The sequence below is a fragment of the Streptomyces sp. NEAU-YJ-81 genome, from assembly GCF_017592595.1.
Taxonomy (GTDB): Bacteria; Actinomycetota; Actinomycetes; order Streptomycetales; family Streptomycetaceae; genus Streptomyces; species Streptomyces hygroscopicus_B.
In genome coordinates, this window is sequence record NZ_JAGFNO010000007.1 from 148,735 (window position 1) to 172,714 (window position 23,980).

A 23,980-nucleotide genomic window follows, 5' to 3' on the forward strand; every position below is an offset into this window, starting at 1 on the left:
CGCCGAACGGGCGATCAGTGCCCATATGTCCGAGAATGGGGGTGCCGCGTGACGTTCCGACGGACGACGATCAAGGGTAGGGACCATGGACCTGGAGATCGAGCTCCGGGTGGACGGGACCGAGCACCGCCTCACCGTCGACACCCGTACGACGCTGCTGGACGCCCTGCGCGAGCAACTGGGGAACACCAGCCCCAAGAAGGGCTGCGACCACGGACAGTGCGGCGCCTGCACCCTGCTGCTCGACGGCCGCCGGGTCCTCGGCTGCCTCGCGCTGGCCGTCGCCCACCAGGGCGCGGACATCGTCACGGCGGCGGGGCTCACCAACGGTGAGCTGCATCCGCTCCAGCAGTCGTTCATCGCCCATGACGCCTTCCAGTGCGGCTACTGCACACCCGGTCAGATCGTCTCGGCGGCCGGAATGCTGCAGGAGGCCGGGGAGGGCTGGCCGAGCGCCGCGAGCAAGGACCTGGGCGCCACCGATGTGGTGCTGGACGACGAGGAGATCGCCGAGCGGATGAGCGGCAACCTGTGCCGCTGCGCCGCGTACGCGAATATCGTCCCGGCGATCGCGGAGGTGGCACACCGATGAGGCCCTTTCGCTACGAGCGCGCCGATGAGGTGTCGGCGGCCGTCACCACCCTGGTCCAGGAGCCGGATGCGGCCTACCTGGCCGGGGGGACCAATCTGGTCGATCTGATGCGGCTGGAGGTGGCGACCCCGGAGCTGCTGATCGACGTCCGGCGGCTCACCTCCGACCGGATCGAGGAGCTGCCCGACGGCGGGCTGCGGATCGGCGCGGCCGTGCCCAACAGCGATCTGGCCGCCGACCCCCGGGTCCGGCGGCGCTATCCCGTGCTCTCTCAGGCGCTGCTCTCGGGCGCCTCTGGCCAGCTGCGCAACCTCGCCACCACCGGCGGGAATCTGCTGCAGCGCACCCGCTGCCCGTACTTCCAGAACGTCACCACCGCCTGCAACAAGCGCACACCGGGCGCGGGCTGCTCGGCCATGGAGGGCTATCAGCGCGATATGGCGATCCTGGGCGCCTCCCCCACCTGTGTGGCCACCCACCCCTCCGACATGGCCGTCGCGCTGGCCGCGCTGGACGCGGTGGTGACGGTGACCGGCCCGGCCTCCGAGCGCCGGATCCGGCTGACCGAGCTGCACCGGCTGCCGGAGGCCACCCCCGAGCGCGACACCGTCCTGGCGCGCGGTGAGCTGATCACCGGGGTGGAGCTGCCGCCCCCGCATTCCGCGGTCCGCTCGCGCTACCGCAAGGTGCGCGACCGCGCCTCGTACGCCTTCGCGCTGGTCTCCGTCGCCGCCGCGCTGGAGGTCACCGACGGGGCGGTACGGGACGCGCGCATCGCGCTGGGCGGGGTGGCGCACAAGCCCTGGCGGGCCACCACGGCCGAGGCGGTGCTGCGCGGTGCGCCCGCGACCCGGGAGAGCTTCGTGGACGCGGCCGCGGCCGAGCTGTCCGCGGCGCGACCGCTGCCGGGCAACGCCTTCAAGGTCCCGCTCGCCCGCAACACGATGGTCGCCACCCTGCTGGAGCTGCTGGAGGAGGCGCGATGAGCCACGTCACAGCCCGCCCCCACGCCATCGGCCTCCCGATGGACCGTATCGACGGCGCGCAGAAGGTCACCGGCACCGCCACCTACGCCTATGAATGGCCCCTCGACCAGCCCGTCTATCTGTATCCGCTGCAGTCCACGATCGCCTCCGGCCGGGTCACCGGGATGGACAGCGCGCTCGCGGAGGCGGAGCCGGGGGTGCTGGCCGTGCTCAGCCATCTCAACGCGCCCACCCTGACCCGGCCCGACGATCCGGAGCTCGCGGTCCTGCAGTCCGACGAGGTCGCCTGGCGCGGCCAGTTCATCGGGGCGGTGGTCGCCGAGTCGTTGGAGACCGCGCGCCGCGCGGCGGGGCTCGTCCGCGTCGACTACGAGAGCCGGCCCCCCGATGTGGTGCTGCGCGCCGACCGCGACGACCTCTACTCCCCGGTGCACGCCGCCGCCTTCGGCACGGGCGGTGGAGAGCTGCAGGACGGCTCGCCCGCCGACAGTCTGCTGGGGGACGTCGATACGGCGCTGGCGGCGTCGCCGACCATGGTGGACACCACGTACGCCACGCCGATGTACCACAACAACCCGATGGAGCCGCACACCGCCGTGGTCACCTGGCTGAACGGCGAGCTGCTGGTGCGCTGCTCCACCCAGGGCGTCTCCATGAGCCAGGCCCTGATCTCCGGGGTGCTGGGGCTGGAGCCGGGGCGGGTGCGGGTGGTCTCCCCGCATGTCGGGGGCGCGTTCGGCTCGAAGGTCTACCCCCACGCGTACGCCGTCCTCGCCGCGATGGCCGCCCGGATCGTCCGGCGGCCGGTCAAGTTCACCCTCACCCGGCAGCAGATGTTCGCCCTGGTCGGCTACCGTCCGGCGTCGATCCAGCGGATCCGGCTGGGCGCCGGCCGGGACGGCAGGCTCACCGCGCTGGCCCACGATGTGATCGAGCAGACCGCCAAGGCCAAGGGGTACGCGGAGCAGGTGGGCGTCTGCTCCCGGCTGATGTACGCGGCGCCGCACCGGCGCACCACCCACCGGCTGGCCCCGCTGGACATCCCGGTGCCGACGATCATGCGGGCGCCGGGCGAGGCGCAGGGGATGTACGCGCTGGAGTCGGCCATGGACGAGATGGCGCTCGCCTGCGGTCTTGACCCGGTGGAGTTCCGGATCCGCAATGAGCCGGAGGTGCATCCGGAGTCCGGACTGCCGTTCTCCAGCCGCCATCTGACCGACTGTCTGCGCGAGGGCGCCCGAAGGTCCGGATGGGAGCACCGTGACCCGGCCCCCCGGGCGCACCGCGAGGGGCGCTGGCTGGTGGGCACCGGCGTGGCCGTCTCGACGTATCCCTCCCCCCGCTTCCCCGGCAACGCGGCCACCATCCGGGTCGGCCCGGACGGCCGCTACACGGTGCGGATCGCCGCCGCCGACCTGGGCACCGGCACCTGGACGGCACTCACCCAGATCGCCGCGGACGCGCTGAGCGTCCCGGTCGGACAGGTGGAGATGCGGATCGGGGACACGGCGCTGCCGGCCGCGTCGGTCGCCGGGTTCTCGGCCGGCATCAACAGCTGGGGCACCGCGATCTGGGAGGCGGCGGACCGGCTGCGGGACCGGCTGCGGGCCGAACACGGCGGTATCGCGCCGCCGGAGGGGCTGGAAGTCACCGCGGAGATGCCCGGCGGCAACCCGGAGGCCGAGCGCTACGCGATGCACAGCTTCGGCGCCCAGTTCGCCGAGGTACGGGTCGACGAGGACACCGGTGAGCTGCGGGTGACGCGGCTGCTGGGGATGTTCGACGTGGGCCGGGTCATCAATCCCAAGACGGCCCGCTCGCAGCTCATCGGCGGGATGACCCAGGGGATGTCGATGGCGCTGTACGAACACAGTGTGCTCGACCCGCGGTTCGGCCATGTGGTCAACCACGACTTCGCCCAATACCACATCGCCTCCCACGCCGATGTCCACGCGATCGAGGCCCACTGGCTGGACGAGCCCGATCCGTACACCAACCCCATGGGGGCCAAGGGCCTCGGCGAGGTGGGCATCGTGGGCACCGCCGCGGCCATCGGCAACGCCGTGCACCACGCCACCGGGGTCCGGGTCCGCGAACTCCCCATCACCCTCGACAAGCTGGTGTCCTAGCCATGGCCCCGGCACCCATCCTGGTGACCGGCGCCGCGGGGAGCGTCGGAGGCATCGGCCGCACCGTCGTGGAGGAGCTGCGCCGACGCGATCTGCCGGTGCGGGCCATGGTCCACCGGGAGGACGAGCGGGCCGACGCGCTGCGCGCGACGGGCGCGGAGGTGGTGGCGGGCGATCTGGCCCGCGCCCCGGACGTGGTCCGCGCGATGGAGGGCTGCGGACGGATGTACTTCGGCATGAGCGTCTCGTCGCGGTATCTGGAGGCCACGGTGACGACGGCGGCGGTCGCCCGCGAATACGCGCGGCTGGAGGTGCTGGTCAACATGTCGCAGATGACGGTCTCCCAGATGGACCTCACCAGCACCACGGAGTCCGATCAGCACCGGCTGCAGTGGCTGGGCGAACAGGCCCTCGACTGGTCCGGGTTGCCCGTCACCCACCTCAGGCCCACGGTCTTCATGGAGAATCCGCTCTTCTCGGTCTTCGTCTACTCCTCCATCGCGCAGGAGGGCACGATCCGGCTGCCGTTCGGCACCGGGCGCACCTCCCCGGTCGCGGCGCGGGACGTCGCCGCGGTGGTGACGGAGATCCTGGTGGACCCCTCCTCGCACATCGGGAAGACCTACCATCTGACCGGCCCAGCCTCGGTCGACATGACCACCATGGCCGGGGAGTTCGCCGACGCGCTCGGCCGGCCGGTCAGCTATGTGGACGTCTCCTACGAAGCCTGGGTCAACCACGACCTGCGGGCCCTGGGCCTGCCCGACCACGTCTTCCAGCATCTGGCGACCATGGCCCGGCTGCACGCGGAGAACCGCTACGACCGCCGGACCGACGACATCGAGACGATCACCGGGAGGCCCGCGACCGGGGTGCGGGACTACGTCCATGAGCACCCCGAGATGTTCACGAAATGACGTGGGCGGAACGGATTCGCGGTGCGGGTACCGCTGGGCATCATCGGCGCCGTCATCGTGCCGGGAATCTTCGCCTCGGTGCTGCGCACCCTGGTCATTCCCCGGCCGACCCCCGCCGGTTTCACCGGCTTCGTCACCTGCCGGCGGTACTCGACGCGGCCGCGCCACGGCTGGCCTTCAACCGTTCCCAGCCGCAGGCCCGGACCCGGCTGGCGCTGCGGGCGGGCTTCGTGCGCCTGCGCGACATCGCCGATATCCGCGGCATCCCGTACGACGCCGACCCGCGCCCGGAGGATCCGGTGCGGCTCGGCTACGAGGACTTCCTGCGCGGGGTGGAACGGATGCGCACCTACGGCTATCCGATGGAGCGCACCGCGGAGGAGGCGTGGCCGCACTTCCGCGGCTGGCGGGTGAACTACGAGACGCTCGCCTACCGCCTGGCCCAGGACATCGACGCGGTCCCGGCCCCCTGGTCGGGCTCCCGCCGCAGCACCCTGTCCGTCTGGTCCTCACTGACCCCGGTCGACCGTCGCCCGACGGGGTAACACATTCCCTGGAATACACCGCCAAGGGAGTAAATTTTCTCCATGGGCATGGACGAGGCCATCGCCGCGCGGATACGCATGATCACCGAGGCGGGTGACGGGCTGAGCGGCCCCGATCTGCTCGGATTCGCGCTCGACCACGCCGTGACGGAGACCGGCGGTCTCGGCGGCATGGTGCATCTGCGCGGCCCCGGCAGCCGGTCGCTGCGGCTCGCGGCGGTGCACGGGCTGATCCGTACGGTCGCCCGGGACTGGGATGCGGTCGAGGCGGCCGGCACCAGCGTCCCGGCCCGCGCGGTGGCCCAGGGCGCGCCGGTGTGGGCGCCGGCCCTCGGCGCCGGGTGCGGCACGGGCCCGGCGCTGCCCACCGGAAGCGGGCTGCTGTCGGTGCCACTGATCACTCCGGAGAAGGTCACCGGCGCGCTGTCGGTGCTGATGGCCCCGGCCGAGCGGCCCACACCGGAGCGGCGGGCGGCCGTCGAGGCGCTGGCGGCGTGGGCCGCCCCGCGGCTCCGGGAGAACCCTCCCGGCCGGGGCCGGGGCCGGGGCCGGGACCGGGGCGGCACCGGCAATATGCTGGCGGACGACCAGGTGAGCCAGGCGCTCTGGCATATGAGCGACGCGTTCTTCGCGGTCGACGGCGACTGGCGCATCACCTTCGTCAACGGCGAGGCGGAGCGGCTGCTCGGCGCCGCGCGGACGACTCTCGGCCGGACACTGTGGGACGCCTTCACGCGGTTGAGCGTCGACGACGCCGAGCCGGACCTGCGGAACCGCTACCGGCGGGCCGCCGAGAGCGGCACCCCGGTCGGGTTCGACGTGCGCTGGCCCACCAATCAGCGCTGGTACTCCATGCGGCTGGTCCCGGTGCCGAACGGGCTCACGGTCTACGCCGCCGATATCACCGCGAGCCGGGCGCGGGAGGCGGAGCGGGCCGCGGCCGAGCACGCGGCGGCCGAGCGCACCGCGCGGATCGGCGAGCTGACCGACGCCCTCGCGCAGGCCCTGACGATGCGCGACGTGGTGAACGCCATCGCCGACCGGGTGCTGCCGCCGTTCGGCGCCTCGGGGATGGTGGTGCAGCTCATCGAGAGCGACGTGATCCGGATCGCCGGGGCCGTCGGCTATCCGCAGCCCTTCCTGGAGTCGATCGACGGGGCCCCGATCCATGATGTGTCGCCGGTCTCGGAGGTGTACCGGACCGGGGCGCCGGCCTTCGTCGAGTCGGTCGAGGCGTACACCGCGCGCTATCCCGGCATGGGCGGGCGGCCCGCCGCGGCGCAGAAGCAGGCATGGGCCTTTCTGCCGTTGATCGTCTCCGGCCGGAACATCGGTTGCACCGTGGTCGCCTTCGCCGAGCCGCGCCGGCTCGACGCGGAGGAGCGGGCCCTGCTCACCGCACTCAGCGGACTGATGGGGCAGGCCATCGAGCGCGCCCGGCTGTACGACATGGAGCACACCCGGGCCAAGGAGCTCCAGCGCGGGCTGCTGCCCCGTGCTCTGCCGACGCTGCCCTCGGTCACCACCGCCGCACGCTATCTGCCCGCCAGCGAGGGCATCGACGTGGGCGGTGACTGGTACGACGTGATCCCGCTCTCCGGCGCCCGGGTGGCCCTGGTCATCGGCGATGTGATGGGTCACGGGCTGTCCGAGGCGGCCACCATGGGCCGGCTGCGCACCGCCGTGAGCACCCTGGCCGAGCTGGAGTTTCCGCCCGCCGAGTTGCTCACCCGCCTCAACGACCTGGTGAGCGACCTGGGGGACAATCTCTACGCGACCTGCCTGTACGCCGTGTACGACCCGGCCAACGCCACCTGCGTCTTCGCCAGCGCCGGACATCCACCACCGGCCGTCGTACGCCCCGGCCACCCGGTCCGCTTCGCCGGCGGCGCCCCCGATCCGCCGCTGGGCGCGGCCCGGCCGCCGTTCGAGACCACCGAGGTGGCTCTGGAGGAGGGCAGTCTGCTGGTGCTGTACACCGACGGTCTGGTGGAATCCGCCGCCCGGGACATCGACCGCGGAATGCGGCACCTGGCGAGCGCGCTGGCCGGCGCGGCCCGCGCGCCCGGCCCGGAGGACGCCCGGCGCGACGGAGACCGGGGCGACGGAGACCGGGGCGAGCACGCGTCGCTGGAGCGGCTGTGCGACGAGGTGCTGGCCGAGTTGCTACCGGAGAAGCAGCTCACCGCCGATGACGCGGCGCTGCTCATCGCCCGCACCCATGCGCTCGCCTCCGACCACATCGCCGCATGGCCGCTGTCCGAAGGGCCGATCGCCGCGGGCGAGGCCCGCGATCACGTCCGGGACCAGCTCACCCGCTGGGAACTGGCCCCGCTCACCCCCATCGCGGAGCTGCTGGTCAGCGAGCTGGTCGCGAACGCGATCCGGCACGGCAGGGGCCCGATCGGACTGCGGCTGCTGCGCAGCGAGGAGCTGATCTGCGAGGTGACCGACGGCTCTTTGACCACACCCCGGATCCGCCATGCCTCGGAGACCGACGAGGGCGGACGCGGGCTCCAACTGGTCTCGGCCCTCTCCCAGCGCTGGGGCACCCGCTACACGTCCACCGGCAAGTGCATCTGGACCGCCCAGCCACTCCCCTGACGCCCCGGCGGGAGGCGGCGATGTCCGTCGCGCTTCAGTCGGCCCAGGCGCCGCTCCCGGCGGTCTCGCGGACGTAGTCGGCGAAGTCCCGGGGCGCCCGGCCCAGAACGCGGTGAACGCCGTCCCCCAGCCGCGCGTTGCGCCCGTCCAGCAAGGTGGCGAACAGGCCGGTCAGAAACGACCCCAGCTCGTCCGGCAGCCCGTGGTCGCGCACCAGCGCGGCCCCGTACTCCTCGGCGGGGACCGGCGCATAGCGCACCGCGCGGCCCGTCGCCCCGGCGATCTCCGCGGCCGCCTCGGCGAAAGTCAGCAGCCTCGGCCCGGTGATCTCGTAGATCCGGCCCGCGTGTCCCTCCCCGGTCAGCGCCGCGACCGCGACCTCGGCGATGTCGTCGGCGTCCACGAAGGGCTCCTTGACGTCCCCGGCCGGGAAGACGAACTCGCCGTCGAGCACCCCGTCGCGCAGGATGCCCTCGTCGAAGTTCTGGCAGAACCAACTCGCCCGCAGCACGGTCCACTCCGCACCCGGCACCCGCACCGCCTCCTCGGCGGGCAGCGCCGCCTCCACGCCCCGGGCGGAGAGCAGCACCAGCCGCCGGGTGCCGCTCCCGGCCGCCCGTTCGGCGAAGGCGCGGAGGGTGGCGGCGGCGCCCGGGTCGCAGACGTCCGGGTAGTAGGCGAGGTACGCCGCGACGGCGCCGTCCAGCGCGGGCTCCCAGGTGCGCGGATCCTCCCAGTCGAACGGCGTCTCGCCGGACCGGGAGCCGATCCGCGCCGGGTGCCCGGTCCGGATCAGCCGGTCCGCGACCCGGCGGCCGGTCTTGCCGGTGCCGCCGAGCACCAGGACGGTCGGGTGTTCCCTGTTACGTGTCGTCATACGGCCAGTCAACTCGCGGGCGGTGAGACGGGCCATGGCCGAGAGGCTCGGCCGCATAAGCGAGCGTCTACGCTGTGCGCCATGGACGCGCTGGCGAGTCTGCTGGACGGCCCGCGGGCCCGGGGGGCCTTTCTGCTGCGGGTCGTGATGGAGCCGCCCTGGGCGGTACGGATCGAGGACCGGGCCCCGCTGTGCGTGATGACCATGGCGCGCGGCGAGGCATGGGTGGTGCCGGACGAGGGCGAGGCGGTGCGGCTGCGCCCGGGGGACGTGGCCATCGCGCGCGGCCCCGCCCCGTACACGGTCGCCGACGACCCCGCCACCGCGCCGCAGGCGTGGATCCTCCCCGGTGAGGTGTGCCGCACGGCGGACGGCGCGGATCTGGCCGAGGCGATGGCGCTGGGGGTGCGTACCTGGGGCAACAGCCCGGACGGCTCGGCCACGATGCTCATCGGCACCTATCAGCTGGACGGGGAGATCAGCGGACGGCTGCTGGACGCGCTGCCCCCGCTGCTGGCGCTGGACGGCGAGGTGTGGGACTGCCCCCTGATGCCCTGGCTCGGCGAGGAGATCGTCAGGGACGAGGCCGGGCAGGAGGCGGTCCTGGACCGGCTGCTGGATCTGCTGCTGATCTCCGTGCTGCGGGCCTGGTTCTCCCGACCGGAGGCCCGGGCGCCGGGCTGGTACCGGGCGCTGGGCGACCCGGTGGTGGGCCGTGCCCTGCGGCTGCTGCAGAACAACCCGGCCCATCCGTGGACCGTGGCCGGGCTCGCCGCCGAGACGGGGGTCTCGCGTGCGGCGCTGGCCCGCCGCTTCACCGCGCTGGTGGGCGAGCCGCCCATGGCGTATCTGACCGGCTGGCGGCTGGCGCTGGCGGCGGATCTGCTCCGGGACCCGGAGAGCACCCTGGCGGCGGTGGCCCGGCGGGTCGGCTACGGCAGTGCGTTCGCCCTCAGCGCGGCCTTCACGCGCGAGCGCGGCCTCAGCCCGCGGGCGTACCGCGAGGCGGCATTAAGTGGGGCTAACGCTTTGGGCAATAAAAGCTAACTCGATTTTTGCTTTTGGGGCGGGGACGCTGAAGGCATGTTCCCCCGTATCGCCTCGCGTCTTCACCGTCAGCCGTGCGGGCACCGGCAGCCGCCCCGGCCCGCGGCAGGTGCTGAAACTGCTCCGTGATCTGGCCCCGGGGCCTGACGATGACCGCGGTGAGGCCGTGCGACGCGATTGATTTCCTGCCTGATCGACCCCTGAACGGCAAGGGGCGGAGGCGGAGTCGGCACGGCGCGCGAGCCTTCTCAACCCGCGGGCGCGCCGCGCCGCGGCATGCGGCGGCTGATGGGTGACACCCGCAGACAGCCGTCCGGCCCGCAGGTGGTGGCGCGGTCGTAGAGGTCCATCAGGCGGCGGGCGCCGCGGGCGATGTCGTAGCGGTCGATGGCGTCCGGGACCGGGAAGCGCAGCGGGCCCCCGGCGGCCTGCCCGCGCAGGGCGTCGGCGAGGGCGGCCGGGCCGGGGGCGATACGGCGGGCGCCGGGGACGGCCCCGGCGGGGAGCTCGTCGAGGGCGGGGCAGACGGTGTGCAGCACCGGCAGCCCGGCCGCCAGCCCTTCCAGGGCCGCGAGGCCGAACGCCTCCTCGGTGGACGGCGAGACCAGGACGTCCATGGCGGCCAGCAGTCCGGGCAGCCCCGCGGGCCGGTCGTCCGGCGGGGCCACCGCGCCGTCGCGCTCCCCCAGCAGCCGCACCCGGTCGGCCACGCCGAGCCGGGCGGCCAGGTCCTCCAGGGCGGGGCGCTCGGGGCCCTCGCCGACCAGCAGCAGCCGGGTGTCCGGCACCTCGGCGATGGCCCGTACCGCCGCGTCGAACCGCTTGTCCGCCACCAGGCGGCCGACCCCGCCGACCACGAAGGCCCGGTCGGGGAGGCCGAGACGGGCGCGGGCGGCCGCCCGGGCGGCCGGTTCGAAGCGGAAGTGGCGGGCGTCGATCCCGTTCGGCACCAGATGGATCCGGGGGTTGGGCACGCCCCAGTCGCGCAGCCGGTCGGCGACGGCGGCCGAGACGGCGACGGTGGCCGAGCCCAGCCGCTCGGCGGCGAGATAGCGGGCGCGGAGGGCGGCCGTGAGCGGACGGCCGTCGATCCGCCGCTCGCCCAGGCTGTGTTCGGTGGCGATGACCGCCCGCACCCCGGCCAGCCGGGCGGCGATCCGGCCGAGCACACACGCCCGGTACAGATGGGTGTGCACCAGGTCGTAGCCGCCGGACCGGATGATCCGCACCAGCCTGGGCACCGTGGTGAGCTGCCGCTCGCGCCCGCTGCCCAGGGGCACATGGGTGACCGGGATGCCGTCCGCGCGGATGCCGTGCGCGGTGGCGCCGGGGCCCGAGAGGGCGATGACGTCACAGCGCACCGGCAAATGGCGCAGCAGCAGCCTCAGTTGCTGTTCGGCTCCTCCGGCCCCGAGGCGGGAGATGATGTGCAGGACTCTCATCGGGCGACTGCGCCCCATCCTCCGTATTCCGATGGGCTTCGATCGGTGCCGACCCTGCCAGACGGCGGGATGTAAATCACGTAAGACGCGCACCGCTGGGCCGTCGGAGTGGATGTCTTACGGGCCGTCAACAAGGGCGCGCCGAATATCCGATGTGCACCGCCAGCCCCCATGGGATTGTTACCTTCTCATCTCGCGCGATGACCTGAAGAATATGGCCCATATGGGTCATCGCGGCGCGCCATTCGGTTCGAGCCAGCCCCGCGGGAGTGCCCAGATGTCTGCACCGACCCCCGTCAGAGATTCCCCCCGGAAAGCCACCGCACACACCGTATCCGCCGGGATGCCGCCCGCGCGTACCGCGTCGGATTCCCGCGTCCCGCACCACCGTTCCGCCTCGGTGTACGAGTACAAGCGGTACAGCGAGCTGGCGGGCCCGCTGACCAACGCCCCCACGGACCGCCCCTACCGGGTGCGCTGCCGGAGTCTGCTGGCGCAGGAGCCGCACCGGATCCGTGCCGCGCTGCTGCTGTGCGCGGCGCCGGTGTGCTCGGCGCTGCTGCTGCTGTGGCTGCTGCACCCCGATCACTGGCTGGAGCGCGCCTATGCGCCGTGGTGGCAGCGGGCGGCGGACCTCGCGATGCTGGTCTCGATCGCGTTGATCGAGGGCTTTCGCCTGTTCACGGTCGTCTCCAACGCCCATGCGACGCTGGTGGCGCGGGATCCGGTGCCGGTGGTGGCCGAGCCGGGGACCCGGGTGGCGTTCCTGACCAGCTTCGTGCCCGGCAAGGAGCCGATCGCGATGGTCCGGGCCACGCTGGAGGGGGCGGTGCGGATCCGGCACACCGGGCCGCTGGACGTATGGCTGTTGGACGAGGGGGACGACGAGGAGGTCAAGGCGCTGTGCGCACGGCTGGGCGTACGGCATTTCTCCCGCAAGGGCATCGAGAAGTGGAATCAGCCGAAGGGCGCTTTCCGGGCGAGGACCAAGCACGGGAATTACAACGCCTGGCTGGACGCCCATGGCGACGCGTACGAATTCATGGCGTGTGTGGATACCGACCATGTGCCGCTGCCCAACTTCCTGGAGCGCATGCTGGGTTACTTCCGGGATCCGGATATCGCCTTTGTTGTCGGTCCGCAGGTCTACGGGAATTACGACACCCCGGTCACCAAGGCCGCCGAAAGCCAGCAGTTCCTTTTCCACGCGCTGATCCAGCGGGCGGGAAACGCCTATGGCGGCCCGATGTTCGTGGGCACCAACAACGCGGTGCGGATCAGCGCGCTGCGCTCGATCGGCGGGCTGTACGACTCGATCACCGAGGACATGGCCACCGGCTTCGAGCTGCACCGCCACCGCAACCCCGCCACGCGCAAGAAGTGGCGCTCGGTCTACACCCCCGATGTGCTCGCGGTCGGCGAGGGGCCGAGCACCTGGACGGACTTCTTCACCCAGCAGATGCGGTGGAGCCGCGGCACCTACGAGACCGTGCTCAAGCAGTTCTGGAAGGGCCCGTTCACCCTGTCGCCCGGCAAGCTGCTCAACTACTCGCTGATGATCGCGTACTACCCGATGACCGCGCTCAACTGGATCCTCTCCGCGCTGTCGTGTGCGCTGTTCCTGGTGCTGGGCGCGGCCGGGATCCACATCCCCGCCGAGATGTGGATGATGCTCTACAGCGACGCGGCCATGCTGCAGATCGGGCTGTACATCTGGAACCGGCGGCACAATGTCTCCCCGCATGAGCCGGAGGGCTCCGGCGGGCTGGCCGGGATGCTGCTCTCGGCGCTGTCCGCTCCGATCTACGCCAAGTCGCTGTGCGACGCGGTGCTGCGCCGCACCAGCCGGTTCGTGGTCACGCCCAAGGGCGACTCGTCCAGCCCGGACCGGCTCTCCACGTTCCGTATCCATCTGTTGTGGGCCGGGGTGTTCGGCTCCTCTCTGGTCGCCTCGTTCTTCCTGAGCCACGCCCATGCGGTGATGCGGACCTGGGCGGTGCTCGCCCTCGCCCTGTGTCTGGCGCCGGTGACGATCTGGTCGGTGGGGCTGCTGCGCCGCGGCCGGAAGCGCCCGGCGCGCGGAACGGTGCCGACGGCGCGCGACGCGGCCAGCCCCTGTGCCGTCCCGAAAGCGAAGAACAAGAAGAACAAGAGCAAGAACGAGGACAAGGAAAAGGCGCCGGTCTGCGCGCTGTGACCGGCGGCTGGACGGCTGGGCGGCTAGTGGCGGCGGGGGGCGTTACGGGCCAGATCGAGCGCGTACTCGGTCCACCAGCGGCCCGCCGGAGGGCCGCCGTTGCAGGTTCCGTCGGACTCTCCGGGCCGTTTGATCCACAGATAGGCGTCCACGAGGCGGTCCCCGGTGGTGGTGCTGGGCCGCTCGCCCAGCGCCCGCCCCGGCGGGTTGCACCAGGAGTCCCGGGCCCGGATACCGTGCCGGGCCGCGCCCCGGAGCCGCAGCGGGCCGTTGCCGTTCCGGCTGGTGTCGATGACGAAGTGGGCGCCGTCGAGGGCGGCGGAGAGCCGGTGGCCGTACGCCTTGGTGGGCCGGGTCGGCTGGAAGTTGGAGACGTTCAGCGCGAAGCCGTCCGCCTGCTCGATACCGCCCTCGCGCAGTGACCGCACCAGCCGGCCGGGATTCTTGATCCAGCCCGGGTTCCCCGCGTCCACGTACACCTGGACGTGGGGCAGCGCGGCGAACATGGCGACCGCGTCGCGGAGCATCGCCAGCCGGGCGGTGCGCAGCCTGGCCGGTACGCAGCCGTCGACGAGCTGGGCCACCGCGTCGGGTTCCAGGACGACGATCGCCTTGCGGTCGCCGATGCCCAGGGTGATCTGCTCGATCCAATGCCGGTACGCCCGGGCGCTCCGCGCTCCGCCCGCCGAGTACCGTCCGCAGTCGCGGTACGGGATGTGATAGGCGACCAGGACCGGGGTGGACCCGGTCCGCGCCGCGGATTCGGTGATGAAGCGGACCCGTTCACGGGGCGGCGCGGGGCCGAGCCACTCCGCGACCGGCTGCTGAGCGATCTGCCGGATGAGTGCGGCGTCACGGTTCTTTCCCTCGTCCTGCCGCTCACGGACCTGCCGGGCGGCCGGACTGTCCGGGTTCACCCAGAGCCCGCCCCGCCGCAGCGGGGCATCGAACATCCGGCAGCCGCTCAGCGGAAGCATCGCCACGGCGCACAGGGCGGCATGCATCGCAAGCCGCATAACGGTCTTTGTTGCACCTTTCTCGCGCATGCGACGCATCATGGCACCGGGTGTCACTGGTTCAGCGGACGTGGCGCTCGTGGCCACTGGTTCAGCGGATGCGGCGCGTGGCTATTGGTCCAGCGGTACGCGGCGTTCGTGGCCGCTGGTTCGGCGGACGTGGGTGCGTCGCACTGGCTCAGCGGACACGGTGTTCGTGGTCTCCGATGTCGTGCCCCGCGTCCTGGTGGCCGTCCGCGGCGTCCTCGTCCGTCCGCCACAGCGGATGCTCACGGGCCGCCCACGCCCGCTCGACCCTGCCCGTACGCATCCCCCGCCGGGCCTCCGGATCGGCGAACGCCTTGCCGATATGGCCGATCAGGACGATGCCGATGGCCAGCGCCAGCCAGTCGTGGACGAAGGTGGCGCTGGTACGCCACACCAGCGGGGCCAGACCGGTGAACCACATCAGCAGCCCGGTGCCCGCCATCACCATCACGGCGCCCGCGATATACCCCGCGTACAGCTTCTGCCCGGCGTTGAACTTCCCCGCCGGGCGCTCCTGTCGCCGGTGGTCGCGGCGCAGCGCCGCGCGCAGCCAGCGGCGGTCGTGCGGGCCGAAGCGGTTGAGCCGGGTGAGATCGGCGCGGAAGGCGCGGGAGGCGAGTCCGAGCAGGGCCGGGAGCGGCGTCAGGATGCCGCTCCACTCATGCACGGTGACGACGAGGGCGCGCCGGCCGACGAGTTCGGCGAGCTCGGGCAGATAGAGACAGCCCGCGCTGACCACACACACGCCCAGCAGGAGGGCCGTGGTGCGGTGGATCCAGCGCTCGGCGAGGCTGAACCGGCGCACCCGCTCAGGCGGTGGGGTCATCGTCGCGTCCGTTCGATTTACCGACCCAGGCGTCGACGTCATAGCCCCGGTCCTCCCAATAGCCGGGTCGCACCTCGTCGGTGACGGTGATACCGGAGAGCCATTTCGCCGACTTGTAGAAGTACATGGGCGCCACATACAGCCGCACCGGCCCGCCGTGGGAGTGTCCCAGCGGCTTGTCCCGCAGCTTCAGCGCGACCAGGACGTCCGCGCGCCGCGCCTGGTCGAGGGTCAGGCTCTCGCTGTACGCGCCGTCGAAGCAGGTGAAGCGGACGGCCTTGGCCCGTGGACCCACCCCGGCGGCGTCGAGCAGCGTCGACAGCCGCACCCCCTCGAACGGGGTCTCGGGCACCCGCCAGCCGGTGACGCACTGGACATCGCGGACCAGGCGGGTCTGCGGGAGCGCGCGCAGATCGGCGAGGCGGTACTCGGCGGGCTTGTCGACGAGTCCGTCGACGGTGAGGCGGTAGTTGCCGGCGTCCTTGTGGGGCACGGAGGAGGTGACGGAGTAGTAGCGGAATCCCCCGCCGTTGGGGAGGAGTCCGGTCACCCCCGTCGGGTCCTTGTCGGCCACCGCGCCCAGGGCGGTCTCCAGGCGGCCCTGCAGCCAGGGGGCCGCGGCCATCGCGCCCGCGCCGAGGCCGAGCATGCCGAGGACGAGGCGCCGGCCGACGGGGGCGCCGTGGCCGTCGGATCCGGCACCGGTGTTGGGGTCCATGGGTCGATAAGAGCACCGGGCGGGGGTGGTGCGCCAGATCCGCCCGGGATTCGTCAGACTTCGGTAAGACTCCGGGTCCCGGTGGCCGTGCGGGGCCTGCGGCACGTGCCAGGTCCACGCCACGCCCCGGGCCTACGCCACACCCCGGGTCCACGCCACGCGCCGGGCCTACCCCACCGCCTTGGCCGCCGCCCGGCCCGCCGTACGGCCCGAGAAGAGGCAGCCGCCCAGGAAGGTGCCCTCCAGGGAGCGGTAGCCGTGCACTCCCCCGCCGCCGAAGCCCGCCGCCTCTCCGGCCGCGTAGACGCCGGGCAGCGGTTCGCCGCCCTCGGTCAGGACGCGGGAGGAGAGGTCCGTCTCGAGGCCGCCGAGCGTCTTGCGGGTCAGGATGTTCAGGCGCACGGCGATCAGCGGACCCGCCTTGGGGTCGAGAATGCGGTGCGGGACGGCGGTGCGGATCAGCCGGTCGGCCACATACTTGCGGGTGCCGCGCAGGGCGGTGACCTGGAGGTCCTTGGTGTAGGGGTTGGCGATCTCGCGGTCCCGGGCGACGATCTCCCGCCGCAGCCCCTCCTCGTCGATGAGCGGCTCCTTGGTGAGCTCGTTCATCCGCCGGACCAGCGCCGTCAGCGACCGCTCCACGATGAAGTCCGCGCCGTGGTCCATGAACGCCTGGACCGGGCCCGGGACACCGGCCCGGCCTCGGCCGATCACATCGCGGACGCTCTTGCCGGTGAGGTCCGGGTTCTGCTCGGAGCCGGAGAGCGCGAACTCCTTCTCGATGATCTTCCGGGTGAGCACGAACCAGGTGTAGTCGTAGCCGGTCCGCATGATGTGCTCGAGCGTGCCGAGGGTGTCGAAGCCGGGGAACAGCGGCACCGGCAACCGCTTGCCGCGCGCGTCGAACCACAGGGAGGACGGGCCGGGCAGGATGCGGATGCCGTGCCGGGGCCAGATGGGGTTCCAGTTCTCGATGCCCTCGGTGTAGTGCCACATCCGGTCGCGGTTGATGATGCGGCCGCCGGTCGCCTCGGCGATGCCGAGCATATGGCCGTCCACATGGGCCGGGACCCCGGAGATCATCCGCTCGGGCGGGGAGCCCAGCCGCTCGGGCCAGTTGGCGCGGACCAGGTCGTGGTTGCCGCCGATCCCACCCGAGGTGATGATCACGGCTTGGGCGCGCAGTTCGAAGGCGCCGGCGACCTCGCGGCCGCTGGGGGAGCCGCGCTCGGCGTCGCTGGGCTCCAGGATGTCGCCGGTGACGGTGTCGACCGTGCCCGCGCTGCGGGCCAGCCCCGTCACCCGGTGCCGGAAGCGCAGCTCGACCAGGCCACGCGCGGCCGCCGCCCGCACCCGCCGCTCGAAGGGGGCCACGACACCGGGGCCGGTGCCCCAGGTGATGTGGAAGCGGGGCACGGAGTTGCCGTGCCCGGTCGCGTCGTAGCCGCCGCGCTCGGCCCAGCCGACGAGCGGGAACAGCCGCAGCCCCTGGGCGTGCAGCCAGGACCGCTTCTCGCCCGCCGCGAAGTCCACGTACGCCTCGGCCCAGCGGCGCGGCCAGCGGTCCTCCTCGCGGTCGAACCCGGCCGTGCCCAGCCAGTCCTGCCAGGCGAGTTCATGGCTGTCGCGGATGCGCAGGCGGCGCTGTTCGGGTGAGTCGACGAGGAAGAGACCGCCGAAGGACCAGTGGGCCTGGCCGCCGAGCGACTGCTCGGGCTCCTGGTCGAGCAGGATCACCTTACGGCCGGCGTCGGCCAGTTCGGCGGTGGCGGCGAGGCCCGCGAGCCCCGCGCCGACCACGATCACGTCCGCGTCGTACGCCATGGTGTGGTGTCCGTTCTCGTGAGCCCGCCGACGCCCGCCGACGGCGTCATGACCGCGATCCTGCCTACCGCCCAGTACGGCGTCAACCCAGGGTGTGGGAGCGGTTTCCGGCCCGCTTCCCGACCGCCAACTCCCCCCGCGAAACCTGGACGTAGAACAAAAGGTCACAATCGTTCACCGAGATTGGACACGGTTAGGCCAACCGTGCATCATCATCGACCATGGCTGACCGCTCCGTTGAGCATTCAGGGCCGACGCCCGAGGTGGAACGTCGCGTGGTGAACCCCACGCTCGTCACCCCCGGCCCGCAGCCCCTCCAGTCCGGGCCACCCGCGGACGAGGCACAGGTGCTCCGCGGCGAGGTGATCGGGCCCCGGCACGCCCGCCGCCCCATGGACAACCGCCGTAAGGCAGCCGCCGGGGCGATTCTGCTGTCCGCCACCGGCGCCGCCACCGCCCTCTTCATGCTCATGGGCAAGGACGCGCGTGAGGCGACGGCAGCCTCCGGACACGACACCTCGACGGCCGTCCCGGACGAGCCGGAGGGCCATGCCGTCCCGTACGCCGAGGCCGCGGTGGGCGACACCCCGCTGCGCGGCGCGCGCGCCGAGAAGCCCAAGCCGCAGCCGCCCGCCGCCCAGCCTGTGGCCCAGGCCCCGGCGGCCGACTCCACACCGGACAAGCCCCGCACCCCGTCGTCCGGCAAGGGCCGCTCCACGCCGTCCTGGCCAGACTGGTCGTCCCGGGGGCCGGGACAGTACGACGACTGGCAGGACGCGGTGGAGGCGTTCGACCGCTGGGCCGAGCAGCAGCAGGAGCGGCAGCGCGGCGAGAACGGCGGCTCCGGGCCGTACACGCCGGGGCAGGGCCAGGGACAGAGTGGCGGCTACGGGGACGGCTACGGCAGCGGGTACGACGGCGGCTATGGCGATGGAAACCGCTATGGCGGCGGCCATGGGGGCGACTACGGCGGCGGATACGGCGGTGGCCACCGGCGCTGACCGCGCCCGCTATCTGCTTGTATGGCGGTATGCCTGATCAGGAACCGCTTTCCGCCAACGAACTACTCGACATCGTGGACGAGCGGGACCGCGTGATGGGCCAAGCCCGACGCGGTGACGCCATGGCCCACCGGCTCCGGCACCGCTGCGTCTTCATCCAGGCCCGGGACGCCCAGGGCCGCGTCTTCGTCCATCGCCGCACCACCGAGAAGCTGGTCTTCCCCTCGCTCTACGACATGTTCGTCGGCGGGGTCGTCGGCGCGGGCGAGGGCTATGACGAGGCGGCGCTGCGCGAGGCGGAGGAGGAGCTGGGGGTGCGGGGGCTGCCCGCGCCCGTACCGCTGTTCTCGTTCCTCTACGAGACGCCCGAGCACACCTGGTGGAGCCGGGTCTACGAGGTGCGCTGCGAGCTGCCGGTCGATCCACAGGCCGAGGAGGTCGCCTGGCACGCCTTTCTCACCGAGGAGGAGCTGACCCGGCGGCTGCCCGAGTGGGAGTGGGTGCCGGACGGGCGGGAGGCGTACCGGCGGCTGCTGGAGTGGCGCCGTGAGAGGGTCGAAACGTGACCGAATCCTCCGGGCCCGGGCCTTCGGAACCTCCACGGCCTTCGGAGCCCGAGCAGCCTGCCGAACCGCGTGGCGGCGGTCTCGCCTCGGCGGCGGCGGACGTACGGCTGTGGTTCGCGCCCGAGCGGCTGCGGCAAGAGGGCGGCACCCCCGACTACCGCTTCTCACTCGCCAACGAACGGACCTTTCTCGCCTGGCTGCGCACCGCGATGGCGCTGGTGGGCGGCGGATTCGCGGTCGACCAGTTCCTCCCGGAGACAGCCCGGCCGCTGCGGCTCGCGCTGGCGCTCATCCTGCTGGCGGGCGGCGCGCTGTGCGCGCTGCGGGCCATCAGCCACTGGGTGCGCTGCGAGCGGGCCATGCGGCGGGGCGAGGACCTGCCGATGTCCCGCTTCCCGGTGGTGCTGGGGCTCGCGGTCGGGGTGGTCGCGCTGCTGATGGTGATCGTGGCCGCCTTCGGGTGGGGCGGCTGACCCGGGAGGTGTGAGGCGATGCCGGACGGGAAGGGGACGCACGGACCACGAACGCGGGACCGGGACCCCGGGCTCCAGCCGGAGCGGACGCGGCTGGCCTGGCGGCGTACGACGCTGGCGTGCGCGGTCGCCGCCTCGCTCGCGGGGCGGCAGACCCTGCACAGCGGTATCGACCCGGCCTCGCTCGTGGTCCTGGCCCTGGTGGTGGTGGCCTGGCTGGCCTTCCTGGCACTGGCCCACCGCCGCATCCGGGCCATGCGCATGCCACGTCCGCCCGCCCTGTCCCCGCGGGCGGCCGTGGCCGCGGTGGCCTGCACCCTCGCCCTGGCCGTCCTGGGGGCGGCGATGCTGCGCTGAGGCGGCCGGTGCCACGCCCCCGCCGTTCTTCTCAGCGCCATCACCCCACTGGTGCTGTCGCCCCAACGGCTATCAGGTTTCTGATTCTGTTGCCTTGCGCGATACGCCGGACCTCTTGGCCCGCCCGGTGTAGTACAGGATGTCTTGGTGGGCGCGTTCGATGATGTCGCGTGCTTCGGTTTCGGCCTGGTCCGGCTGGTGGTCGCGGATGGCATCGAGCACGCGTTTGTGGGCGGGCAGGGTGCGCCTGTGCCGGGTTTTCGACGTGGTGTGCATGCGGCGTTGGGCGTGAAGGGCGATTGCCAGCATGGAGTTGAGGTGGACCAGGAGTTCGTTCTCGGTGGCGTCGACGATGGCCGCGTGGAAGGCCAGGTCCGCTTCGACGAACTCGTCGGTGTCCTCGACTGCGTGCTTCATCCGCTGGAAGGCGTCCTCGATGGGATCGATGATGCGGCGGCTGGGGTTGTGAGCGGCTTGTCGGGCGGCCGCGGGTTCGAGGAAGAGACGCAGGCCGGTGAGGTCGTCCATGGCTGAGGCCGATGTGGTGTCGGTATAACGCCAGACGAGGACATCGGGGTCGAGAAGGTTCCACTGCGAAGGCCGCTGCACGATGGTGCCACGCCCGACGGTGGACTTCACCAGGCCCTTCCCCCGCAGCACACGGGTGGCTTCACGCACGACGGGACGGCTGACGCCGAACTTGGTGGTCAGCCGTTCCTCGGTGGGGATCGCCGATCCGGGCGGGTACTCGCCGGAGACGATGGCGGAGCCCAGCGCGTGAACGACTGCCCCGTGGGAGCCTTCGGACGGGTACAGCCGTTCGCTCGCAGCGTTCATGGTCGCTATTGTCGCATCGCTGTCGATCCGCGTGAGCGTTGGCGAAGACCGCGGTAAGCCGACGTCCGCCACTATGCGGAGACCCTCCGGACAGGTTCCGTGTGGACGGTGCCGGCTCGCGGCACGATCGCCCCTTGGTGGCCGATGGCATGGGCAGCGCACCGTGCCGCTTGAGCGGCGGCCTCCGCCGGTGAATGCCCTTTCAGCCTCGCGGCGAGACAGGCCCCGTTGACGGAATCACCTGCTCCGGTGGTGCGGCGGCTTCGCCGGCGGTCGTGGCCTCGATGTCGACGTGGCGGGTTTCGGGTGCGTACAGCAGCGCGATGAAGGTGATGGCGCTGAGGGTGATGGCCAGCAGGGCAACGGGCCAGGTGGCGTCGTCGGCTGCGGCGGAGATGGCGACGGCCGCCAAGGGGGCGAAGCCGCCGAAGATCGCGGCGCTGATCTCACGGCCGAAGACCAGCCCGCTGAAGCGGACCTGCGAGGAGAACAGTTCGGCGAAGAAGGCTCCCTGCGCGCCGAGCATGGCCGCGATGCCCACACCGATGCCGAGCACCATGGCGATGATGACCAGCCCTTCCGAGCGGGTGTTCACCAGGGCGAAGAACGGGAACGCGAACACCGCGGAGAAGGCTGCGCCGAAGAGGTAGACGGGCTTGCGGCCGATGCGGTCGGTGAGAGCGCCGAACAGCGGGGTGGTGACGACGGCGACGGCGGCCGCGCAGGCCACACCGACGGGGCCGACACTGGACGCCATGGCGAGAGTGCCGGCGATGTAGGTGATGACGAAGGTCTGGTAGATGTAGCTCACGCCGCTCTGGGCCACCTGGGAGCCCATGACGATCAGGACGGGCTTGCGCTGCTGGCGCAGCAGGTCCTTCAGGGGCGAGGCCGAGACGGCTTCCCGGGACTGCAGTTCCTGGAAGGCGGGGGTCTCGTCGATACGCAGCCGGATGATGAGGGCTACGGCGATCATGAGGACGCTGGCAAAGAAGGGGATGCGCCACCCCCAGGCCAGGAACTGCTCTTCCGGTAGCTGGGTGAGCAGAGCGAAGATGCCCGAGGAGAGCAGCAGGCCGATGTAGACGCCGACGCCGGGGAAGCTGCCGAACAACCCGCGGCGGTTGGGCGGTGCGTTTTCTGCGCTGAACACGGCCGCACCGCCGAATTCGGCGCCGGCCCCGAAGCCCTGGACCAGGCGCAGCAGGATCAGCATGACCGGCGCCCAGAAGCCCGCGGCTTCGTAGCTGGGGACGGCACCGATGAGGGTGGTTGCGCCGCCCATCAGCAGCAGGGTGACGACCAGGACCTTCTTGCGTCCGACGCGATCGCCCAGGGCACCGAAGTAGATGCCGCCCAGGGGGCGGACGAGGAAGCCGAGGGCGAGGGTCGCGAAGGCCGCGAGGGTTCCGATGAGCTCGTGCCCCGGAGGAAAAATGATCTTGCTGAAGACCAGTGAGGCCGCAGCTCCGTACAGGAAGTAGTCGTACCACTCAAGGGCGGATCCCGCGAGTGCCGCGGCTGCGACGGCTCGGGGGGAGGAGCGGCGTGGTTCGGGTGCGCTGGAGTGCGTCTTGGACATGGGATTTCCTCCTGACGGCGGGGCATCGTCGCTCATCCGCCGGGTGTGGCCTGTTTCGGCCATGCCGCGAACGTAGGCCGCGTATGACGCCGAGGTCAATGACTTGTCACATCTATCTGACGCATTTGTAAGACCAATCTGGACTCTTAGGCAGACAAAGTCGTAGCGTGGTGAAGCGACACATCCGCAGCCACCGCCGCCGGTGACTTCAGAGAGGCATCCCATGAGCGTTCTGGACGGCTACCGAGTCCTCGACCTGTCGATCGCGATGTCCGGGCCCTTCGCCGCGGCACGCCTGGGCGATCTGGGCGCCGACGTGGTCAAGGTCGAGCCGACCACCGGAGAGTGGCAGCGCCATGTCTCCGCCGGTGGAGCGACCGGGAACCGCATCAATGTCAGCTTCCTGTCCCTCAACCGCAACAAGCGCAGCCTCGCGGTGAACCTGAAGGACCCCGAGGGACGCGAGGCGCTGCTGGCGCTGGCCCGCACGGCCGACGTCTTCCTCCAGAACTATCGCCCCGGCGTCGCCGAGCGGCTGGGCGTGGACTACGAGTCCATCAAGGCCGTCAATCCGCAGATCGTGTACGTGTCGATCTCCGGCTACGGCGAGAGCGGCCCCTACGCCCAGCGGCCGGGACAGGACCTGCTGCTGCAGGGCATGTCGGGCTTCATGAAGAGTGCGGGCCGCGTCGGTGACCCCCCGCACCCGGCGCCGCTGTACGTGGTGGACGCGGTCACGGCCTCCACCGCGTTCGAGGCCGTCCTGGCCGGCCTGCTGCACAAGGAGCGCACCGGCCAGGGCCAGCTGATCACGGTCAACATGCTGGACTCGATCATCGCGCTGCAACTGCAGGAGATGAGCATCTACACCCAGGGCAAGGTGCAGGCCACCCGCACCGACGAGCCGCACGCCCACACCTACATCCGCGCTCCCTACGGCGCCTTCGAGACAGCGGACCGAGAGATCACCCTGGCGTTTCCCGAGCTGCCCAAGCTGGGCGCGCTCCTTGACCTGCCCGAACTCCTCGGCATGGACTCCGAGGTCGACGGGTTCGCCCAGCGCGATACGGTGTTCCGTCTGGTGGCCGACAAGCTGCGCGAACGCACCGCCCAGGAGTGGCTGGACCTGTTCGACGCCAACGGCATCTGGGCCGGCCCCGTCTACGGCTACGCCGACATCCCCGAGGACCCGCAGGTCAAGCACAACGGTTCGCTGCTGAGCTACGAGCATCCAACCGAAGGAACGGTGACCACCCCGGGCTTCCCGATCCACTTCACCCGGACGCCGTCCGCACTGCGTCACCCCACCCCACTGGCGGGCCAGCACAGCCGCGACGTCCTTCGCGAGGCGGGCATCAGCGAGGAGCGCATCGACGCGCTGCTGGCGTCCGGAGCCGTGGCATCCGAGCAGGCGTGA

Annotated in this window: 22 protein-coding genes; 13 read left to right on the forward strand and 9 right to left on the reverse strand. The window is 71.9% G+C overall.

Annotation, left to right across the window (positions count from 1 at the left end; translation table 11 throughout):
- Positions 1-85 precede the first annotated feature (85 nt).
- The 6 genes from J5X86_RS18520 to J5X86_RS18545 all read left to right on the forward strand — a co-directional run bounded on the left by J5X86_RS18520 (position 86) and on the right by J5X86_RS18545 (position 7,773).
- Complete coding sequence (locus tag J5X86_RS18520; RefSeq protein ID WP_078640554.1) at positions 86-592, forward strand: (2Fe-2S)-binding protein; 507 nt, start codon at positions 86-88, stop codon at positions 590-592.
- Complete coding sequence (locus J5X86_RS18525; RefSeq protein ID WP_208517888.1) at positions 589-1,578, forward strand: xanthine dehydrogenase family protein subunit M; 990 nt, start codon at positions 589-591, stop codon at positions 1,576-1,578. The genes J5X86_RS18520 and J5X86_RS18525 overlap by 4 nt, the downstream gene beginning before the upstream one ends.
- Positions 1,575-3,707, forward strand: a complete 2,133-nt coding sequence (locus J5X86_RS18530; RefSeq protein ID WP_208517889.1) for a xanthine dehydrogenase family protein molybdopterin-binding subunit — start codon at positions 1,575-1,577, stop codon at positions 3,705-3,707. Before J5X86_RS18525 ends, J5X86_RS18530 begins: the two co-directional genes overlap by 4 nt.
- Before the next feature lie 2 nt (positions 3,708-3,709).
- Positions 3,710-4,624 carry an NAD(P)H-binding protein gene (locus J5X86_RS18535; RefSeq protein WP_208517890.1) on the forward strand — a complete coding sequence of 305 codons (915 nt, stop codon included), beginning with the start codon at positions 3,710-3,712 and terminating at the stop codon, positions 4,622-4,624.
- 230 nt (positions 4,625-4,854) lie between these two features.
- Positions 4,855-5,169, forward strand: a complete 315-nt coding sequence (locus J5X86_RS18540) for a hypothetical protein (RefSeq protein WP_243980722.1) — start codon at positions 4,855-4,857, stop codon at positions 5,167-5,169.
- Between the two features lie 42 nt (positions 5,170-5,211).
- Complete coding sequence (locus tag J5X86_RS18545; protein WP_208517891.1) at positions 5,212-7,773, forward strand: SpoIIE family protein phosphatase; 2,562 nt, start codon at positions 5,212-5,214, stop codon at positions 7,771-7,773.
- A gap of 34 nt (positions 7,774-7,807) precedes the next feature.
- Here the strand turns inward: J5X86_RS18545 and J5X86_RS18550 are convergent, their stop codons facing one another.
- Positions 7,808-8,650 (reverse strand): NmrA family transcriptional regulator, encoded by an 843-nt coding sequence (locus J5X86_RS18550; protein WP_208517892.1) that lies wholly within the window; start codon positions 8,648-8,650, stop codon positions 7,808-7,810.
- An 81-nt stretch (positions 8,651-8,731) separates the two neighbouring features.
- Between J5X86_RS18550 and J5X86_RS18555 the strand changes: the two genes are divergently transcribed.
- Positions 8,732-9,697, forward strand: a complete 966-nt coding sequence (locus J5X86_RS18555) for an AraC family transcriptional regulator (protein WP_208517893.1) — start codon at positions 8,732-8,734, stop codon at positions 9,695-9,697.
- Between the two features lie 248 nt (positions 9,698-9,945).
- On the opposite strand, the gene J5X86_RS18560 is transcribed toward J5X86_RS18555, so the two are convergent.
- Positions 9,946-11,139, reverse strand: a complete 1,194-nt coding sequence (locus J5X86_RS18560) for a glycosyltransferase (protein ID WP_208517894.1) — start codon at positions 11,137-11,139, stop codon at positions 9,946-9,948.
- Positions 11,140-11,416: 277 nt separating this feature from the next.
- Between J5X86_RS18560 and J5X86_RS18565 the strand changes: the two genes are divergently transcribed.
- Positions 11,417-13,336, forward strand: coding sequence for a glycosyltransferase family 2 protein (locus tag J5X86_RS18565; RefSeq protein ID WP_208517895.1), 1,920 nt, complete (start codon positions 11,417-11,419; stop codon positions 13,334-13,336).
- A gap of 23 nt (positions 13,337-13,359) precedes the next feature.
- Here the strand turns inward: J5X86_RS18565 and J5X86_RS18570 are convergent, their stop codons facing one another.
- From J5X86_RS18570 to J5X86_RS18585, 4 genes are all read right to left on the reverse strand, one after another.
- The gene (locus J5X86_RS18570) at positions 13,360-14,352 is read right to left on the reverse strand and encodes a glycoside hydrolase family 6 protein (RefSeq protein WP_243980726.1); all 993 of its coding nucleotides are present in this window, start codon (positions 14,350-14,352) and stop codon (positions 13,360-13,362) included.
- Positions 14,353-14,530: 178 nt separating this feature from the next.
- Positions 14,531-15,205 carry a cytochrome b/b6 domain-containing protein gene (locus J5X86_RS18575; protein ID WP_243980728.1) on the reverse strand — a complete coding sequence of 225 codons (675 nt, stop codon included), beginning with the start codon at positions 15,203-15,205 and terminating at the stop codon, positions 14,531-14,533.
- On the reverse strand, positions 15,189-15,923 hold the full coding sequence (locus tag J5X86_RS18580) for a molybdopterin-dependent oxidoreductase (protein ID WP_208517898.1): 735 nt from the start codon (positions 15,921-15,923) through the stop codon (positions 15,189-15,191). The genes J5X86_RS18575 and J5X86_RS18580 overlap by 17 nt, the downstream gene beginning before the upstream one ends.
- A 168-nt stretch (positions 15,924-16,091) precedes the next feature.
- A complete protein-coding gene (locus J5X86_RS18585; protein ID WP_208517899.1) occupies positions 16,092-17,747 on the reverse strand; it encodes an FAD-binding dehydrogenase in 1,656 nt (551 codons plus the stop codon).
- Positions 17,748-18,022: 275 nt separating this feature from the next.
- Here J5X86_RS18585 and J5X86_RS18590 point away from each other — a divergent pair, with 275 nt between their 5' ends.
- The 4 genes from J5X86_RS18590 to J5X86_RS18605 all read left to right on the forward strand — a co-directional run bounded on the left by J5X86_RS18590 (position 18,023) and on the right by J5X86_RS18605 (position 20,144).
- Positions 18,023-18,748 (forward strand): hypothetical protein, encoded by a 726-nt coding sequence (locus tag J5X86_RS18590; protein WP_208517900.1) that lies wholly within the window; start codon positions 18,023-18,025, stop codon positions 18,746-18,748.
- A 29-nt stretch (positions 18,749-18,777) separates the two neighbouring features.
- On the forward strand, positions 18,778-19,314 hold the full coding sequence (locus J5X86_RS18595) for an NUDIX domain-containing protein (RefSeq protein WP_208517901.1): 537 nt from the start codon (positions 18,778-18,780) through the stop codon (positions 19,312-19,314).
- 107 nt (positions 19,315-19,421) lie between these two features.
- Complete coding sequence (locus tag J5X86_RS18600) at positions 19,422-19,787, forward strand: YidH family protein (protein WP_208518031.1); 366 nt, start codon at positions 19,422-19,424, stop codon at positions 19,785-19,787.
- 18 nt (positions 19,788-19,805) lie between these two features.
- On the forward strand, positions 19,806-20,144 hold the full coding sequence (locus J5X86_RS18605; RefSeq protein ID WP_208517902.1) for a DUF202 domain-containing protein: 339 nt from the start codon (positions 19,806-19,808) through the stop codon (positions 20,142-20,144).
- A gap of 72 nt (positions 20,145-20,216) precedes the next feature.
- Here the strand turns inward: J5X86_RS18605 and J5X86_RS18610 are convergent, their stop codons facing one another.
- Genes J5X86_RS18610 through J5X86_RS18615 form a run of 3 tightly spaced genes read right to left on the reverse strand, consistent with a single transcriptional unit; the run spans position 20,217 to position 22,563 of the window.
- Complete coding sequence (locus J5X86_RS18610; RefSeq protein WP_208517903.1) at positions 20,217-21,053, reverse strand: FadR/GntR family transcriptional regulator; 837 nt, start codon at positions 21,051-21,053, stop codon at positions 20,217-20,219.
- Positions 21,053-21,187: a hypothetical protein gene (locus J5X86_RS52875; RefSeq protein ID WP_374229267.1), complete on the reverse strand. Its 135-nt coding sequence runs from the start codon at positions 21,185-21,187 to the stop codon at positions 21,053-21,055. Before J5X86_RS52875 ends, J5X86_RS18610 begins: the two co-directional genes overlap by 1 nt.
- Entirely contained in the window at positions 21,184-22,563 is a 1,380-nt protein-coding gene (locus tag J5X86_RS18615) for an MFS transporter (protein WP_208517904.1), read from the reverse strand. Before J5X86_RS18615 ends, J5X86_RS52875 begins: the two co-directional genes overlap by 4 nt.
- Before the next feature lie 223 nt (positions 22,564-22,786).
- Here J5X86_RS18615 and J5X86_RS18620 point away from each other — a divergent pair, with 223 nt between their 5' ends.
- A complete protein-coding gene (locus J5X86_RS18620) occupies positions 22,787-23,980 on the forward strand; it encodes a CaiB/BaiF CoA-transferase family protein (RefSeq protein ID WP_208517905.1) in 1,194 nt (397 codons plus the stop codon).